This is a genomic window from Bacillus luti, assembly GCF_001884105.1.
GTDB classification, from domain to species: domain Bacteria; phylum Bacillota; class Bacilli; order Bacillales; family Bacillaceae_G; genus Bacillus_A; species Bacillus_A luti.
In genome coordinates this window covers 1-17,611 of the sequence record NZ_MACI01000072.1, presented here as the reverse complement: position 1 = coordinate 17,611, position 17,611 = coordinate 1, and the positions used below count along the sequence as shown (strand labels likewise).

At 35.3% G+C, this 17,611-nt stretch carries 17 protein-coding genes and 2 pseudogenes; all 19 read left to right on the top strand.

What is annotated here, in order from left to right; genetic code table 11:
- Positions 1-571, top strand: a pseudogene (locus BAQ48_RS17955) (IS200/IS605 family accessory protein TnpB-related protein); the annotation flags it as partial.
- A gap of 290 nt (positions 572-861) precedes the next feature.
- Positions 862-969 (top strand): annotated as a pseudogene (locus tag BAQ48_RS27655) (metallophosphoesterase); the annotation flags it as partial.
- Between the two features lie 212 nt (positions 970-1,181).
- Positions 1,182-1,433: a hypothetical protein gene (locus BAQ48_RS17950; protein ID WP_000548621.1), complete on the top strand. Its 252-nt coding sequence runs from the start codon at positions 1,182-1,184 to the stop codon at positions 1,431-1,433.
- A 186-nt stretch (positions 1,434-1,619) separates the two neighbouring features.
- Positions 1,620-2,345 (top strand): ABC transporter ATP-binding protein, encoded by a 726-nt coding sequence (locus BAQ48_RS17945; protein ID WP_071712206.1) that lies wholly within the window; start codon positions 1,620-1,622, stop codon positions 2,343-2,345.
- On the top strand, positions 2,342-3,361 hold the full coding sequence (locus BAQ48_RS17940) for an ABC transporter permease (RefSeq protein WP_071712205.1): 1,020 nt from the start codon (positions 2,342-2,344) through the stop codon (positions 3,359-3,361). The genes BAQ48_RS17945 and BAQ48_RS17940 overlap by 4 nt, the downstream gene beginning before the upstream one ends.
- 23 nt (positions 3,362-3,384) lie before the next feature.
- Entirely contained in the window at positions 3,385-4,038 is a 654-nt protein-coding gene (locus BAQ48_RS17935; RefSeq protein ID WP_071712204.1) for a TetR/AcrR family transcriptional regulator, read from the top strand.
- Between the two features lie 4 nt (positions 4,039-4,042).
- Positions 4,043-5,011 (top strand): YbgA family protein, encoded by a 969-nt coding sequence (locus tag BAQ48_RS17930; protein ID WP_071712203.1) that lies wholly within the window; start codon positions 4,043-4,045, stop codon positions 5,009-5,011.
- Between the two features lie 216 nt (positions 5,012-5,227).
- The gene (locus BAQ48_RS17925) at positions 5,228-6,373 is read left to right on the top strand and encodes an acyl-CoA dehydrogenase (RefSeq protein ID WP_000397267.1); all 1,146 of its coding nucleotides are present in this window, start codon (positions 5,228-5,230) and stop codon (positions 6,371-6,373) included.
- A gap of 15 nt (positions 6,374-6,388) precedes the next feature.
- The gene (locus BAQ48_RS17920) at positions 6,389-7,726 is read left to right on the top strand and encodes an acetyl-CoA carboxylase biotin carboxylase subunit (RefSeq protein WP_071712202.1); all 1,338 of its coding nucleotides are present in this window, start codon (positions 6,389-6,391) and stop codon (positions 7,724-7,726) included.
- Positions 7,727-7,752: 26 nt separating this feature from the next.
- Entirely contained in the window at positions 7,753-7,968 is a 216-nt protein-coding gene (locus BAQ48_RS17915) for an acetyl-CoA carboxylase biotin carboxyl carrier protein subunit (RefSeq protein ID WP_001985297.1), read from the top strand.
- A gap of 22 nt (positions 7,969-7,990) precedes the next feature.
- A complete protein-coding gene (gene mvaB / locus BAQ48_RS17910) occupies positions 7,991-8,902 on the top strand; it encodes a hydroxymethylglutaryl-CoA lyase (RefSeq protein WP_071712201.1) in 912 nt (303 codons plus the stop codon).
- Positions 8,903-8,906: 4 nt separating this feature from the next.
- Positions 8,907-9,695 carry an enoyl-CoA hydratase gene (locus BAQ48_RS17905; RefSeq protein ID WP_071712200.1) on the top strand — a complete coding sequence of 263 codons (789 nt, stop codon included), beginning with the start codon at positions 8,907-8,909 and terminating at the stop codon, positions 9,693-9,695.
- Positions 9,696-9,697: 2 nt separating this feature from the next.
- Positions 9,698-11,239 carry an acyl-CoA carboxylase subunit beta gene (locus tag BAQ48_RS17900; protein WP_071712199.1) on the top strand — a complete coding sequence of 514 codons (1,542 nt, stop codon included), beginning with the start codon at positions 9,698-9,700 and terminating at the stop codon, positions 11,237-11,239.
- Positions 11,240-11,288: 49 nt separating this feature from the next.
- Positions 11,289-13,229, top strand: a complete 1,941-nt coding sequence (locus tag BAQ48_RS17895; RefSeq protein WP_071712198.1) for an AMP-binding protein — start codon at positions 11,289-11,291, stop codon at positions 13,227-13,229.
- A 1,344-nt stretch (positions 13,230-14,573) separates the two neighbouring features.
- Positions 14,574-14,888, top strand: coding sequence for an exosporium protein ExsK (gene exsK, locus BAQ48_RS17880; protein WP_071712196.1), 315 nt, complete (start codon positions 14,574-14,576; stop codon positions 14,886-14,888).
- 137 nt (positions 14,889-15,025) lie between these two features.
- Positions 15,026-15,547: a GNAT family N-acetyltransferase gene (locus tag BAQ48_RS17875; protein WP_084064816.1), complete on the top strand. Its 522-nt coding sequence runs from the start codon at positions 15,026-15,028 to the stop codon at positions 15,545-15,547.
- A gap of 44 nt (positions 15,548-15,591) precedes the next feature.
- A complete protein-coding gene (locus BAQ48_RS17870) occupies positions 15,592-16,152 on the top strand; it encodes a nucleoside/nucleotide kinase family protein (RefSeq protein ID WP_071712194.1) in 561 nt (186 codons plus the stop codon).
- Complete coding sequence (locus tag BAQ48_RS17865; RefSeq protein WP_071712193.1) at positions 16,145-16,840, top strand: alpha/beta fold hydrolase; 696 nt, start codon at positions 16,145-16,147, stop codon at positions 16,838-16,840. Before BAQ48_RS17870 ends, BAQ48_RS17865 begins: the two co-directional genes overlap by 8 nt.
- Positions 16,841-17,077: 237 nt before the next feature.
- A partial coding sequence (locus BAQ48_RS17860; protein ID WP_479722831.1) for a nuclease/transposase family protein occupies positions 17,078-17,611 on the top strand: 534 nt, incomplete at its 3' end.

The following is a 17,611-nucleotide window of genomic DNA, read 5'->3' as shown; positions in this document are numbered from 1 at the left end:
ACAGAAAAATGTGGACAATGGAATTTCAAAACGTATTGTAACGAATAGAATGGCTGCACTTTGGCATAAACGCGAAAGACAAATAAACGGTTACATTTCACAAACTGTAGGCCTGTTGTTCAAAAAAGTGAAAGCGTGCAACATAGATACGATTGTCGTAGGGTATAACGCTGGTTGGAAACAAAAATCTGATATGGGAAAAAAGAATAATCAAAAGTTTGTTCAAATCCCATTTCATAAACTGGTGGCAGCAATTGAGAATAAATGTGTAAAAGAAGGTATCCGATTTTTAAAACAAGAAGAAAGCTATACTTCAAAGGCTAGTTTCCTGGATAAAGATCCGGTTCCAGTTTGGGCTAAGGATGATAGGACTCAGTATCGCTTTAGTGGCAAACGAATCACGCGTGGTCTGTACCAAAGTAAAGCAGGAACATGTATCCATGCTGATATTAATGGTGCGCTGAATACATTGCAAAAATCAAGAGTTGTAGAATTAGATGACAATCTTAAAGTGAAAACGCCGATTCTATTAGAAGTGCAAAAACGTAAGGCTGTTGCTTCGCGCATAGCTTGGTGGGTGCGTCAACCATCCATGTGTACTCGACTTGTCGGGGCTTGTAGCACACGCCGGATTCATCTGAGTGGTGGTTTCTTCTGCAAGGAAGAATTGCTCTTTTTCGGAAGGGTGGTGCAAGTGGGGAAACGAACGTTCGTTGCCAGTACCAACCAAAAACATACTTGGGGTGTTACCATAAGGTGGCATGAATGCTAGAGCGTCAAACAGTCTAGTAATAGACGAAAAGACCTAGCATTCTAACTCAAGCCCCCACTGAAACGTTTTATCTCAGTGGGGGTAGTTGACATGAAGAACAAAATACAGCAATGATAGTTAGTCGAGGATTAGGAAATAGTATTATTCCGCAAAGAATCTTTAATAGGCCGGAACTTGTAGTCGTACAGTTAAATTGAACTGTACGACTTTTTATGTGAAAAAGGAGAAGGTGCTTTTATATTTTGTACAAGTTAACATTACAATTTTGTTAAAAATTTTCTACGTTACATAAAGTAACAAAATTTGACCTGAAGAATTTGTTATAGTGTAAATAATCAAAAAACTTAAAAATTAGTCGAGTGAAAAGTGTGATAAGTAATCTATGTAAAAAACTTAAAGGGGTGTACACATGCACAAAGAATATGAAATTGAAGAGTATACGGCGATTGAGGAACAAATACATTATTATTGTAAATGTTTATTAGTAAGTCATCCTGATCAAATAATAAAGTATTTAGAAAAAAGGTTAGAAAAATATGCGGAAACATTACAATATGCACATTTATATCCCGACACAGTGATTTTACCGTTACAGCAATTAGTTATCGAATATTCTTTAGACGTTGCTAGAATTAGGAAGTATATGAATTTAAAAACATAAAGAAAAATATATAGTTTAAATGAAACAGAGTCGACTTTAAGAAAAGATATTCTAATGTCGACTCTGTTTCATTGTTTAAAATTGTTGATTGAAAATGAATATTAATCAATAAAGTTTGACATATAATTACGCAAGAATAAAATAAAAGTGAGTACTCACTCATTTCGTTAAAAAGGGGGATTTTGAATGCAACAATCTTCAATTATTTTGCAAGATGTATCCAAAAGTTTTGGGAAAAAAGAAGTTCTGCATAACATTTCGTTGCAAGTAGAAAAAGCAGAGATTTTTGGTTTGGTTGGCCCTTCCGGTTCAGGTAAAACGACGCTAATAAAAATGATTGCAGGTATTAATGAGGCAACCAAAGGCGAGGTACTGGTTTTCAATACAAACATGCCAAAGTTAAGTGAGATGAAAAGAATTGGTTATATGGCACAAGCTGATGCATTATACGAAGAACTGTCAGCATATGAAAATGCAGATTTTATTGCAACAATGTATGGTTTAAAAGGTAAGCGTAAGAAAGAGCGGATTAATGAAGTTTTTGAGCTTGTACAATTATCAGAGCATTTGAAAAAACAAGTACAACATTTTTCAGGTGGCATGAAAAAGCGTTTATCATTAGCGATAGCACTCCTTCATGAACCAGAAATATTAATTTTAGATGAGCCAACAGTGGGGATAGATCCGCTTCTTAGAAAAACGATTTGGGAAAAGTTTTATGATCTTAAGAAGAAAGGTACAACAATTATTGTGACGACGCACATTATGGATGAAGCTGAATTTTGTGAACGACTAGGGTTGATTAGAGAAGGGAACTTAGTTGCGGTTGGAACACCTGAAGAATTGAAAAAACGTGTATCATCAGGACGAATTGAAGATGTCTTTTTGTTGGAAGAGGTGGCTCAATCATGAGAGTTACAGGTGTAATCATTCGTATTATTCGCCAATTTTTTCGAGATAAGCGTTCGTTAGCCATGATGTTTGGGGCACCAATGTTATTACTTTGGTTATTATCTCTCGTATTTACACAAAAAGATTATATACCACATATCGCTGTAGTGGATGTACCAGCTCCAATAGTAAAAGCAATGAAAAATCAAGAAGTATCAATTTATGAATATGAAACAGAAAAGGCATATTCTGAATTAGAAAAACAAAAAGTGGATGCAGTGATACACTTAGAAAATGGAAAAATGAAACTATTATTAGAAGGCAGTGATTCATCCAAAAATCGTGCTGTACTTCAAGTATTGCAAAAGAGTGCAGAAAAGAATGATGTGTCAGTTATGAAGCCAGAAGTAAATTATTTACATGGATCTAAAGACTTTACGATGTTTGATGGGCTCGGACCTGTATTGATCGGTTTCTTTACATTTTTCTTTGTATTCATTTTGTCAGGGGTTTCTTTCGTAAGAGAACGTTTGAGTGGTACATTAGAAAGATTATTGTCTACTCCGGTAAGAAGATGGGAAATAGTTGCAGGATATATTATTGGTTTTGGAATCTTTGCATTTATACAATCTATTATTATCGTAAGTTTCTCTGTCTATATTTTAGACTTGTATGTAGCTGGTTCCATATGGCTAACGCTCCTTATTACATGTATGTTATCACTAACTGCACTAACATTAGGAACGTTTTTATCAGCATACGCAAATAATGAATTTCAAATGATCCAGTTTATACCGCTGGTCATTGTGCCACAAATTTTCTTTTCTGGGTTATTTCCAATTGAATCTATGAATAAGTGGCTCCAAATGTTAGGGAAATTATTTCCACTCACATATGGCGCTGACGCAATGAGACAAGTGATGATTCGAAATCAAGGATTTACAGAGATTGCACTAGATTTAACTGTATTACTACTTTTTTCTCTATTATTTGCAGTAGGAAATGTATTGGCATTAAAGAAACATCGCAAAATATAATGATGAAAAAAGGAGTTATATAAATGGAGAAAGATTGGCTTGAAGAACTAGTTGCTGCAACAAATACAGATAAACGAAATGAACGTCAAATGCGTATTTTAGAAGCAGCCGTTGATATGTTTGGAGAAAAAGGATATGCTTCAACTTCAACAAGCGAAATTGCAAAGCGTGCTGGTGTAGCGGAAGGGACGATCTTCCGCTACTATAAAACGAAAAAAGATTTATTGTTAGCGGTCGTCATGCCAACTTTAACAAAGTTTGCAGCACCATTTTTCGTACAAGCCTTTGCAAAAGAAATATTTAAATCAGAGTATGAATCGTATGAAGGACTTTTAAAAGTTGTAATTCATAATCGATTTGAATTTGCGAAAAAGCATTTTCCAATGATAAAAATATTAATTCAAGAAGTACCATTTCAGCCAGAGTTAAAAAGTGAAATACAACAATTAATAGAAACAGAACTCTTTTCACATTTTAAAAAGTTAATTGTAAAGTTTCAAGAAAAAGGTGAAATTATTGAGATGCCACCATCTTCCGTATTACGCCTTACTTTATCGGCGGTATTAGGATTACTCTTAACCCGATTTTTGTTATTGCCTGAAGAAAAATGGGATGATGAAGTGGAAATTGAAAATACGATTCAATTTATTTTGTATGGATTAACGCCACGGAGGTAATGTGATGCGCCAATTTGCTAAACCGAAAATTGTTGTAAGTAAATGTTTAGAATTTGATGCGTGTCGTTATAATGCAGAGATGATTCCAGATGTAACAATACGAAATTTGCAGCCGTTTGTTACATTTATCCCAGTTTGTCCAGAGGTAGAAATTGGTTTAGGAATTCCTCGCGAAACGATACGAATAGTAGAGGAAAATGGTGTAAATAGACTTGTACAACCATCGACGCGTAAAGATGTAACTGGAAAAATGGAGAAATTTTCAAAGGACTTTTTACAAACGATATCCGATGTGGATGGTTTTATTTTAAAGAATCGCTCGCCAAGTTGTGGTACGCGTGATGTGAAAATTTATGCTGGTTTTGAAAAAGCACCAGCAAAAGGAAAGGGATCTGGTTTATTTGGCGGAGCGGTACTAAAAAATTTTTCGCATCTTCCAATTGAAGAAGAAGGTAGATTGTCGAATTTTATTATTAGAGAACATTTCTTTACAAGATTATTTACAATCGCATATTACAAAATGATTAAACATAATAAAAATATGAAAGACCTCGTATCGTTTCAGTCAGATAATAAATATTTATTTATGGCATATAATCAGGTAAAACAAAAGGAATTAGGGCGTATTATTGCAAATCACAAAAATGAAAAGATTGAAGCGGTATTTGATAAGTATGAGAAGAGTTTATATGAATTGTTTATACGCACACCCCGCTATACATCGAATGTAAATGTATGTGAGCATATTTTTGGATATTTTAAAACGAAGCTGAAAAAACAAGAAAAAGATCATTTTTTCGATTTGATACAAAAGTATATAGAAAAGAAAGTCCCACTTAGTAGCTTACTTGCAATTTTAAAATCATGGGCCCTTCGATTTGATGAAAAGTATTTATTAAGACAAACATACTTCGAACCATACCCTGAAGCTTTAGTAGAGATTTCCGATTCGGGAAAAGGTAGAGATTATTAAACAATAAATTACATAATTCGACACAAAAACTCCTATGTTGTTGTAGAACAATGTAGGAATTTTTTTGTGCATTAGTACAGAATCTGTTTTAAAATTAAGTTATGACAGAATTATAACAATTATCTAACTAATATTCTTGTCTTTTAAGTAGCAATGTTTGTAGTAGAAACTCGCACGCTGTCGAAACTCAATATTCGATAAGGGGTGTGTAGCGGAATGGAATTTACTCTAACTCGCGAAAAACAAATGATTAAAGAAATGGTACGTGACTTTGCTGAAAAGGAAATCGCACCGAAAGCTGTGTATTATGACAAAACTGCAGAGTTTCCATATGAAACATTTCAAAAAATGGGCGAACTAGGATTATTAGGCATCCCATTCCCAGAAGAGTATGGAGGTTCAGGTGGCGATACAGTATCGTACGCGTTAGCAGTTGAAGAAATTGGACGCGCTTGTGGTGGTACAGGCTTAAGCTATGCTGCAACAATTTCATTAGGTGCTTCTCCAATTTATTATTTCGGTACAGAAGAACAAAAACAAAAGTATTTAGTTCCAATGGCGTCAGGTAAAACATTAGGTGCTTTCGGATTAACGGAGCCAAATGCAGGATCTGATGCAGGGGGCACACAAACGAAAGCGATTTTAGATGGCGATGAATATGTAATTAGTGGTGAAAAGTGTTGGATTACAAATGCAGAGTATGCAAATACGATTATTGTAACCGCTATCAATGGTGTTGAAGATAATGGTAGAAAACGCATTTCGGCATTTATCGTACCAACTACTAGTGAAGGATTAACGATCTCTAGTCCTTACGATAAGATGGGTGTTCGCGCTTCTAATACTTGTGAAATCGTACTTGATGGTGTTCGTGTACCGAAAGAAAATATTCTTGGTGATGTAAATAAAGGATTTAAACAATTCTTATATACACTTGATGGTGGACGTATTTCAATTGCTGCATTAGCTGTAGGTATTGCACAATCTGCATTTGAACGTGCTCTGCAATATGCGAAAGAACGTCAGCAATTTGGAAAAACAATTTCTAATTTCCAAGCGATTCAATTTAAATTAGCTGATATGGCGACTGAAGTAGAGCTAGCGCGTAATTTAGTACATAAAGCAGCTTGGTTAAAAGATAATGATAAACCTTTCGGTAAAGAAGCGGCAATGGCAAAACTATTTGCATCTGAAGCAGCAAGTCGCATTGCGAATCAAGCAGTACAAATTCATGGTGGGTATGGCTATATGCGTGAGTATGAAGTGGAGCGACATATTCGTGATGCAAAACTATTAGAAATTGGTGAAGGAACTTCTGAAATTCAACGTCTCGTAATTGCAAGACACTTAGGATGTAGATAAAAGGGAGGAATCACTATGTTTCAAAAAATATTAATTGCGAATCGCGGGGAAATCGCTGTTCGTATTATGAAAACTTGTCAAAAACTTGGCATTCGTACCATTGCTATTTATTCTGAGGCAGATGAAAATGCCCTACATGTAAAAATGGCAAATGAAGCTTACTTAGTAGGTGGACCTCGTGTACAAGAAAGCTATTTAAACCTTGAAAAAATTATAGAAATAGCTAAGAAGACAAATGCTGAAGCAATCCATCCGGGATACGGATTATTATCAGAGAATCCATCTTTTCCAATTCGCTGTAAAGAAGAGGGCATCGTATTTATCGGTCCTTCAGAAGAAATCATTACGAAGATGGGAAGTAAAATTGAGTCACGTTTAGCAATGCAAGCAGCAGATGTACCAGTAGTTCCAGGAATTACTACAAATATTGAAACTGCTGAAGAAGCAATAGAAATTGCAAAACAAATTGGTTATCCATTAATGCTTAAGGCATCCGCAGGCGGCGGAGGCATTGGAATGCAGTTGATGGAAACTGAGCAAACGCTCACCAAAGCGTTTGAAAGTAACAAAACAAGAGCACAAAACTTCTTCGGTAACGGAGAAATGTATTTAGAGCGCTATATAGCAGATGCACACCATATTGAAATTCAGCTTTTAGCAGACACGCATGGTAACACTGTGTATTTATGGGAGCGTGAATGCTCCGTGCAGCGCCGCAATCAAAAAGTAATTGAAGAAGCACCTTCACCATTTTTAGATGAAGGTACACGAAAGGCAATGGGAGAAATTGCTGTACAAGCTGCTAAAGCACTTGGTTATACAAATGCAGGTACAGTTGAGTTTCTTGTAGATGATCAAAAGAACTTCTATTTCTTAGAAATGAATACGCGATTACAAGTAGAACATCCAGTTACGGAAGAAATTACTGGATTAGACCTTGTAGAACAACAGCTTCTTATTGCAAGTGGTGAAAAGTTATCATTTACACAGGATGATGTAAAGCGTACTGGTCATGCCATTGAAGCTCGTATTTATGCAGAAGATCCAAAAACATTCTTCCCATCACCTGGGAAAATTACAGCTTTAACATTACCGTCAAATGTACGTATCGATCACTTCTTAGAGAATCATGTAACAATTACACCTTTCTATGATCCAATGATTGCAAAGGTTATTGCTCATGGTGAGACTCGTGAAGAAGCAATTTCGAAATTACATGATGCTTTAGAAGAATTAAAAGTAGAAGGTATTAAAACGAACACGCCAATGCTATTGCAAGTATTAGAAGACGAAGTGTTCAAAGAGGGCATTTATACAACAGGTTTTGTAACGAAACAACTTGTTAAAAAATAAGATTTAACAATACTAAGGGGGAAGAAATGATGACGAAAGTATATGCATCGATGGCAGGAAACGTTTGGAAGATTGTTGTAGGAGTAGGAGATACAGTAGAGGAAGAGCAGGATGTCGTCATTTTGGAATCTATGAAAATGGAAATTCCAATCGTTTCAGAAGAAGCTGGCACAGTTATGAAAATTAATGTGCAAGAAGGCGATTTTGTAAATGAAGGAGATGTATTACTAGAAATTGAATAGGGAGATATAGGGGGGAAGCGAATTGAAACTACCTAATTTTGCTGTCATTAAAGAAGTCGGGCCACGTGATGGCTTACAAAATGAAAAAAAGATTGTTGGCACAAAAGATAAAGTAAAATGGATTCAACTACTTACAGAGGCTGGATTATCGTACGTTGAAGTTTCCTCATTCGTTCACCCTAAGTGGGTCCCTGCATTAGCAGATGCAAATGATGTGTTTTCTGAGCTGAAAAGGGATCCGAATGTTACATATGCAGCGCTTGTTCCAAATCAAAATGGTTTGGAACGAGCTTTTTTGCAAAATGTAGATGAGGTGAATGTTTTTTTATCAGCAAGTGAATCTCATAATAAAAGTAATATTAATAAATCAATTAAAGAAGCATTAGTTGTAATTGAAGATATAACAAAACAGGCATTATTCGAAGGGAAAAAGGTAAGAGGCTATGTTTCTACTGTATTTGGATGTCCTTATGAAGGGGATATAAGTGTCGCAGCAGTTGACGAATTATGTAATCAACTATTTTCATACGGCATTTATGAAGTATCTCTTGGTGATACGATCGGTGTAGCGAATCCTTTACAAGTAGAGGGAGTATTAGAGTATTTATTAAAGAAATATGATGCTTCGCAGTTTGCAATGCATTTTCATAATACGTACGGTATGGCTTTAGCAAATGTAGTTAAGTCGTTAGAATATGGTATTACAACGTTTGATAGTTCTTGTGGTGGACTTGGAGGATGTCCTTATGCACCGGGAGCATCGGGGAATGTTGCTACTGATGACCTAGTACATATGCTCCATAAGTTAGGTGTCCAAACAAATATAGATGAAGAAAAGTTATTGAGAGCTAGTCAATTTATTCAAAGTAAATTAAATATCCAATTACCAAGTCATGTATATAGAGCGCTTCAACATAAAACGATAAGTAGGTGAGAAGATGCTACAATTACAAAACATTTCAGTTGATTATGTAACACCTCACGTTGTAAAAATTTCGTTAAATCGTGAAAGACAAGCAAACTCATTATCTTTAGCGTTATTAGAAGAATTACAAACTATATTAACGCAAATTAGTGAAGAGTCAAATACACGTGTAGTTATTCTAACAGGAGCTGGCGAAAAAGCGTTTTGCGCTGGTGCAGACCTAAAAGAACGTGCCAATATGAATGAAGAACAAGTTAGAAATGCTGTTCGTATGATTCGCTCTACTATGGAAATGGTAGAACAATTACCACAACCAGTAATTGCGGCTATAAATGGAATCGCTCTTGGTGGGGGTACAGAATTAAGTTTAGCTTGTGATTTCAGAATTGCGGCTGACAATGCAAGTCTTGGTCTTACTGAAACTACGCTTGCTATAATACCTGGAGCAGGTGGTACGCAGCGCTTACCGAGATTAATCGGCGTAGGTAGAGCGAAAGAACTAATTTATACAGGAAGACGTATTTCATCTCAAGAAGCGAAAGAATATGGTTTAGTAGAATACGTTGTACCGGCTGAAAGATTAGAAGAAAAAGCAATTGAAATTGCAGAGCGTATTGCTAGTAATGGTCCTATTGCGGTTCGGTTAGCAAAAGAAGCAATTTCAAATGGTATTCAAGTAGATTTACATACCGGATTACAAATGGAAAAACAAGCGTATGAGGGCGTAATCCATACGAAAGATAGATTAGAAGGATTACAGGCATTCAAGGAAAAACGCAAACCAATGTATAAGGGGGAGTAAATATGTTAGACCAAAAACAACAATCTAATTCATTTGAAGAACGAGTTGAAACAATTAAACAAGGCGGAGCACCAAAATATCATGATCAAAACAAAGCAAAAGGTAAATTATTCGTTCGAGATCGTTTAGCGCTTTTATTTGATAATGGTGAATATGTAGAAGATGCATTATTTGCAAATTGTGAACAAACAGGATTACCAGCGGATGGTGTTATAACGGCAACGGGTAAAATACATGGTCGTACTGCATGCGTGATGGCAAATGATTCAACTGTAAAAGCAGGATCATGGGGCGCGCGTACAGTTGAAAAGATTTTACGTATTCAAGAAACGGCAGAAAAATTACGTGTTCCGTTATTTTATTTAGTTGACTCTGCTGGAGCGCGTATTACTGATCAAGTTGAAATGTTCCCAGGGCGCCGCGGTGCAGGAAGAATCTTCTATAATCAAGTGAAATTATCAGGTAAAGTTCCTCAAGTATGCTTATTATTTGGACCTTCTGCAGCTGGTGGCGCATATATTCCAGCCTTTTGTGACGTTGTTATGATGGTGGAAGGAAATGCATCTATGTATTTAGGATCTCCTCGTATGGCTGAGATGGTTATCGGTGAGAAGGTAACTTTAGAAGAAATGGGCGGAGCTCGTATGCATTGCTCTGTATCAGGATGCGGAGATGTTTTATGTAAAACAGAAGAAGATGCGATTACACAAGCAAGACAATACATTTCATATTTTCCAAACAACTACTTAGAAAAGACTCCATTGGTTACACCTCAAGAACCGAAACAATTCGATAAAACGTTAGAACAAATCATTCCAGAAAATCAAAATGCTCCTTTCAATATGAAAGATCTCATTAATAGAGTTATTGATGAAGGCTCTTTCTATGAAGTGAAAAAATTATTTGCTCAAGAACTAATTACAGGTTTAGCACGTATTGATGGTAAGCCAGTTGGTATTATTGCAAATCAACCGCGGATGAAAGGCGGCGTATTATTCCACGATTCAGCTGATAAAGCAGCGAAGTTTATTAATTTATGTGATGCATATCATATTCCATTATTATTCCTTGCAGATGTACCTGGATTTATGATTGGTACGAAAGTAGAGCGTGCTGGTATTATTCGCCACGGTGCAAAAATGATTTCTGCAATGAGTGAAGCAACTGTACCGAAAATTTCTATCGTTGTTCGTAAAGCATATGGTGCTGGTTTATATGCGATGGCAGGTCCAGCATTTGAACCAGATTGCTGCCTGGCATTACCGACAGCCTCTATTGCGGTAATGGGTCCAGAAGCTGCAGTCAATGCTGTATATGCAAATAAGATTGCGGCTTTACCAGAAGAAGAGCGTGATAGCTTCATTGCTGAAAAACGTGAAGAGTATAAGAAAGATATTGATATTTACCACTTAGCATCAGAAATGGTCATTGATGGTATTGTTCATCCAAACAATTTACGAGAAGAGTTAAAAGGACGATTCGAAATGTATATGAGTAAATATCAAGTATTTACGGATCGTAAACATCCTGTTTATCCAGTTTAAAAGCCCTATTTAGGGCTTTCTTTCTCAAAAAGTTAAGGAGGGGAAAACATTGAAACAAGCAGTTTGGTTTCCAGCAGAAGAGTATAAAGAAAAAACGCGTTTATATGGTTGGATGAAATCATTGGGCTATGAAGATTATGAAACGTTTTATAATAAATCTATTGAAGAAACAGCTTGGTTTTGGGGAGAAGCTGAGAAAGCGGTTGGCTATCAATGGATGAAACCTTATACAGAAGTGTTAGACTTAGAAAATGGTACGCCGTTTGCACAGTGGTATAATGGCGGAACATGTAACGTTGTAGAATCAGTTTTATCACGCTGGCTTGCAGATGACGAAACAAGAAAACAACCAGCACTTCAGTATGAAGGGGAAAATGGAACTTCAAAATCATTTACATATGAAGAACTTGACAGCTGGGTAAGCTGTGTTGCAAACGGATTGAAACATGCGGGTATTGAAAAAGGTGACCGTGTAACAATTTATATGCCGATGATTCCAGAAACAGTTGTTGCGATGCTAGCTGTTATGAAAATTGGAGCAATTATTTCACCAATATTCTCAGGATTTGCTTCGGATGCAGTAATGACACGTGTACAAGCAGCTGGTTCAAAAATGATAATTACCGCAGATGGATTTTCACGACGCGGGAAAATTGTTTCTTTAAAAGATGAAGTGGATAAAGCATGTGAACATTGCCCAACGGTTGAAAAAGTTGTTATCGTACGTCATGCAGGAAATGATTTTACTCCGCACAGCTATGACTTCTCATGGAGTACGTTAGAAAAAGAAAAACCATTTGTACATGCTGAAGAAATGAAAAGCGACGATCCATTGATGCTCATTTATACATCAGGAACGACTGGTAAACCGAAAGGAACAGTACATACGCATGCTGGTTTCCCGCTAAAGTCTGCATTTGATGCTGGGTTTGGAATGAATATAAAACAAGGTGACCGTGTATTATGGGTAACTGATATGGGCTGGATGATGGGGCCATTTTTATTATTTGGTTCTTTAATAAATGGAGCAACGATGGTTATGTATGAAGGTGTTCCAGATTTCCCAGAAGCAGATCGCCTATGGGAAACAGTTGATAAATATGAAATTACACATCTCGGTATATCACCAACATTAATTCGTGCGTTAATGGCAAAAGGTGATGAGTATGTAAAGAAACATTCGCTTAAGAGTTTAGAAGTATTCGCCTCAACAGGTGAACCTTGGAATCCAGACCCTTGGATGTGGCTATTTGAAACAGTTGGAAAAAGTAATGTACCAATTTGTAACTATTCAGGCGGAACTGAAATTTCTGGTGGGATTTTTGGAAACGTCCTTATTAAACCAATTGCACCGATTAGCTTTAACGCTGCTTTACCAGGAATGGCAGCGGTTGTGCTCGATGATCAAGGTAATCCAATTCGTGATGAAGTTGGAGAATTATGTTTAGAGAAACCTTGGGTTGGTATGACGAAAAGTTTCTGGGAAGACGATGAACGTTACGTGAACACATATTGGTCACGTTTTGAAAATAAATGGGTCCATGGAGACTGGGTTATTTACGACGGTGAACAATACATCATTACAGGACGTTCAGATGATACGTTAAATATTGCAGGTAAACGTATTGGTCCTGCTGAATATGAATCTATTCTTGTGAAACATAATGATGTAATAGAAGCTGCTGCAATTGGTGTACCTGATGATGTAAAAGGTGAGGTATGTCATTGTTTTGTAGTAGTAAGGGACGGTGTAACATTCACAGAAGAATTAAAGAAAGAGTTAATGAGTTTAGTAAACTCTCATATTGGAAAGGCATTATGTCCAAAAGATATTCACGTTGTAGAAGATTTACCGAAAACACGTAATTCTAAAGTAATGCGACGCGTCATTAAAGCTGCTTACTTAGGAAAAGAATTAGGAGATTTATCGTCACTTGTAAATCCTGAAGTAGTTCCGTTTATTCAGGGATTACAGTCTAGTAAATTATAAAACTAGGTATGAGCTCTATTTCATTAGGGCTCATTTTTTTGTATAAAAAAATAAAAGCCAAGTAGAAAATGAAAACAAGAAGGGAGAAAGTTTTGAAATAAAAAAGTGAGGAAATAGAAGGTGGAAGTAAACAATGATACTTTTTTACTCTAATCTAAATATAAAGGTAATTTGTATGTTTTGAATTTGAAAATAGAAAGTGCATTTCGCTTTTTAAAAAAATTCTAGTGTAAATTAAGGTTGAGTTATGTTCGTTGTAATACAACTTGCTAAAAACTTATCATTAAATGTAAGTGCGCCTTCAACGGTAAAAGGCATTACAATTGTTAGATTCTTACTCACATAATCAAATCCAGTTTCTTGATTGCATTCGCCGCAATGAACTGAAGAAGATATAAGTGTGCCAGATAAAATATTATAGACAATGGTTAAACAAACCGGCCGAGTTAATCCTGGTAAGACACAAGGCAAAGTATTTTGACCTCCTTTTCTATATAATAGGAAATGTAACAGACTTGCTTTTTGTAAGGAAAGAAGAGATTAAATTATAAATTTAAAATGAAAACCAAATGTAGGTGTTGTTTGTTAATTTTGGAGGGAGAGAGGGGAATTAGAAGTTATAATTCTATTTTCCCCTAACAAATTACTTAGATTAAGGTTGTGTTAAATTCGTTGTAACGCAACTTGCCTGGAATTTGTCATTGAATATAAGAGTACCTTCACCAGTAAATGGTACTCTTATAACTAGATTCTTACTAGTATAATCGAATTCAGTTGATAGAGAACAACTTCCGCAATCCACAGTAGAAGATATTAGTATACCCGATGAAACATTATAAACAAGTGTTAAACAAAGGGGCTGTGTCAAACCTGTAACAATACAAGACATTCTATTTGCACCTCCTATGCTACTTATTAATAATAGTAAATGTAAATGGGATAACTTTTGAAACGGTATATGCGGAAAACTCGCAATAAATAGATAAAATATTTAATTCATTTCGATAGAAAGAAAGTTTTGAAGTAGATTTAAATAGAAAATTGATAGGCCTTATCAAAAAATTAGCTTTAAATTACAAATTTCTACAGGTATAAACTGGCATCTAATTATTGGAGGCCAGTTTTATATTTTTAAATAGGATCACAATTATTAAAGGAGGGATTTTTTAAAATTGCAGATATCTCCAGGATTTAAATTAGAGGTAGATACGGCAATGAATTTGTTTTTAAGTAAATAAAAGGATTTGGTACAAAAGTTTGTTTTTTGCTATCTATGTTTTTGCCTCGTACACTTTTAAGCTAGTGGACATACTTTATTAATAGAAATGATTAGGGGGTGAGGATTTGGGTTCTCGATTTAATAATTGTAGAAAAAAATGTACGTGTAAACATGATGATTGTTGGGACGCTTTTGAAGAGTGTAAAAAAGAACAAGAAGAGCAGAATAAAAAATGTGATTGTTGCTGTGTGCAAGGAATTAGAGATGAGCTTAAAAAATTAGTAAACAGAGCAGTACGCATTACTACAGGAAGTAATAATTATGCAGGAACAGTTTCTGTAGTCACTTGTGATGTTGTAAAGCTTGCTAATAGTGCTGGAGTTGTTACAGTAATTATATCAGTTTGTAAAATTGAAGCGATTGAACCATTGTTGACATAGGAAACGTGGCATAATTATGCTGTGTTTTTGTAAAGCCATTCTTATGAATGGCTTTACTTTAATTTTGTATAAAAGGAGAATATATTCTTTATATAGAAATAAGTTTAAGGCTATAAAGAAAGATATACGAAAGGAGAATGAGAGTGATTAAATTAGAGCCTTTTAAAAGATCTGATTTCGAACAATTAATAAATTGGATCCATTCCGAGGAATTTTTAATACAATGGTCGGGAAATGCATTTACATACCCTCTAAATGAACAGCAATTAGATAAATATATCGAAAGTGCAAATACACTTGCTTACAAAGTAATAGATGAAGGGAGTTCAGATGTTATTGGTCATATTTCGCTTGGACAAATCGACAATATAAATAAGTCTACTAGAATTGGAAAAGTATTAGTTGGTGATATGAAAATGAGAGGACGTTCTATAGGAAAACAAATGATGAAAGCAGTACTCCATATTGCTTTTGAAGAATTGAAACTACATAGAGTTACTCTTGGTGTTTATGATTTTAATACGACAGCTATTTCATGTTATGAAAAAATAGGGTTTATAAAAGAAGGTTTATTAAGAGAGTCAAAAAAAGTAGGAGATACGTATTGGAATTTATGGGAAATGAGTATGTTAGAATATGAATGGAACAATAAGAAATGAAGTTTTTTATAATTATATTATGTTAACAAAGGGGTTTGGGGTAAATCATGAAAAAAACTAAAGTAATTTCAATTGGAGCCGTTTCAGGGGGAGGGAAAACTACAATTACAGAAAGATTAACACATGAGTTAACGAATTCAAAAGCTCTATATTTTGATAGTTATAAATTTGATCACTGCCCTGCTGATATTTGTGAATGGATTGATGATGGAGCGAATTATGATGAATGGCTACTTACACCATTAGTTCATGATATTCAGCATCTTATACGAGATAGTAATGTGGACTATATTATTGTAGATTATCCTTTTGCATACTTAAATAAAGAAATGGGAGAACTCATTGATGTAACTATATTTATAGACACACCTTTAGATATTGCGATGGCTAGAAGAATTTTGCGAGATTTTAAAGAAGATACAATGAGTGAAATACATAATGATTTAAAGCATTATATAAAATATGCTAGAAAAGCATATTTGGAGGCGCTCCATACTGTAAAGCCAAATTCAGATATTGTTTTGGATGGATCTTTATCTGTCGGTGAAATAATTGATCAAATTGTAGATTGTCTTAATGTGAGAGAAGTGATCGTCAATGATTAAATGTATGGAAGAATATGTGCAAGTTGATGACTTTAAAATATATACGAAAATATTCCAAGGAAAGAAGTTGCAGCCTGTTATTATAATGGAATCAGGTTATGGCGATTATTCAAAGGCATGGGACCTTATTGCTGAAGAATTGACGGAATATGGGACGGTACTCACATATGATCGAGCGGGAATGGGGAAAAGTGAGAAGAGTTCCAAGCGACGTATTAGTTCTGAAATGGTAAAAGATTTGAGAAGTTGTTTAGAGCAATTACAATTGAAACCACCTTATATTTTTGTAGGACATTCTTTTGGTGGTATAAATGCACGTTTATTTGCGGATTTTTATCCCGAAGATATGTCGGGAATAGTTTTGGTCGATTCGACACCGGAAAATTATAAAGAAGATTTTTTACCAATCATGGCACTAGAATTTCAAGAAGCTTACTATAAACAGTTTGTATATGAAAGTTCTTATGAAGAGTTTATGTTTAGTCTAGGTGAAGTAGATAAACATTGTCAGTCAATGAGAAATATTCCACTTGCTGTGTTAGCTGCAGGCAAAAAAGCTTTTTACTCGCCAGATGCACAAATGAAATGGTTGCAATTGCAAGAAGAATTATTACGTTTATCCTTTTCGGCAAGAAGAATCCATCTGATTTGTGTTACGGGTGAAGCCCAACAATTCAGGTGGAGATGAATTGCCGTCAGCAGGTAGACGAAACAATTTTGTTTCTTTTGTCTTACGATATAATCTGCCCTATATAAGGAGGGAATAGATTGTAAGACAACGAAATTGAATAATGATCATCATTCGGCTACTTGAGCCAAAAAGAATTACGATGAAGAACATGTTCGCATTCTGTTCCATTTTGTTCCCGATATGGATTTGTCAAAAATAATTTTAATGAATGCTCTAAGAAAGGTGGTGAAAACAATGGCTAGAAAGAAAGCAGTAAAAGTATTACGGAAACAAAAGAAAAGAGAAACCATGCAACGATTCACGCAAAAACAGCATATCGGACGAGCTTGCCTCACAGCTAAAGAATTTCGTTTACTTCAGCGCATGTCCCATAGTTCAAAAGCGTTACGAAATGTTGGATTGTACACCATTAAACAAAGTTATTTGACCTATAAGAAAATGGCTACTGTAAAAGAAGTGGACAATGCCATGCAGGCTGATATGAACTACTGGGGTGTTCAATCAAACTCTGTTCAAGCCATTCGTAGAGTCTTATTTACAGAAGTGAAAAGCTTTTTTAAAGCGTTGGAACAGTGGAAGAAAAATCCTGAGAAGTTCACAGGTCGTCCGAAGTTTCCAAATTATTCTCGTTCCACTGACAAACGAATTATTGAAATCTATCAAGTTCCAAAAGTGGATGAGGACGGGTATTGGATGATTCCGATGAATGTGGCATTCAGAAAAAAATTCGGTTCCATTAAAATACGTATGCCAAAAAATTTAAGAAAC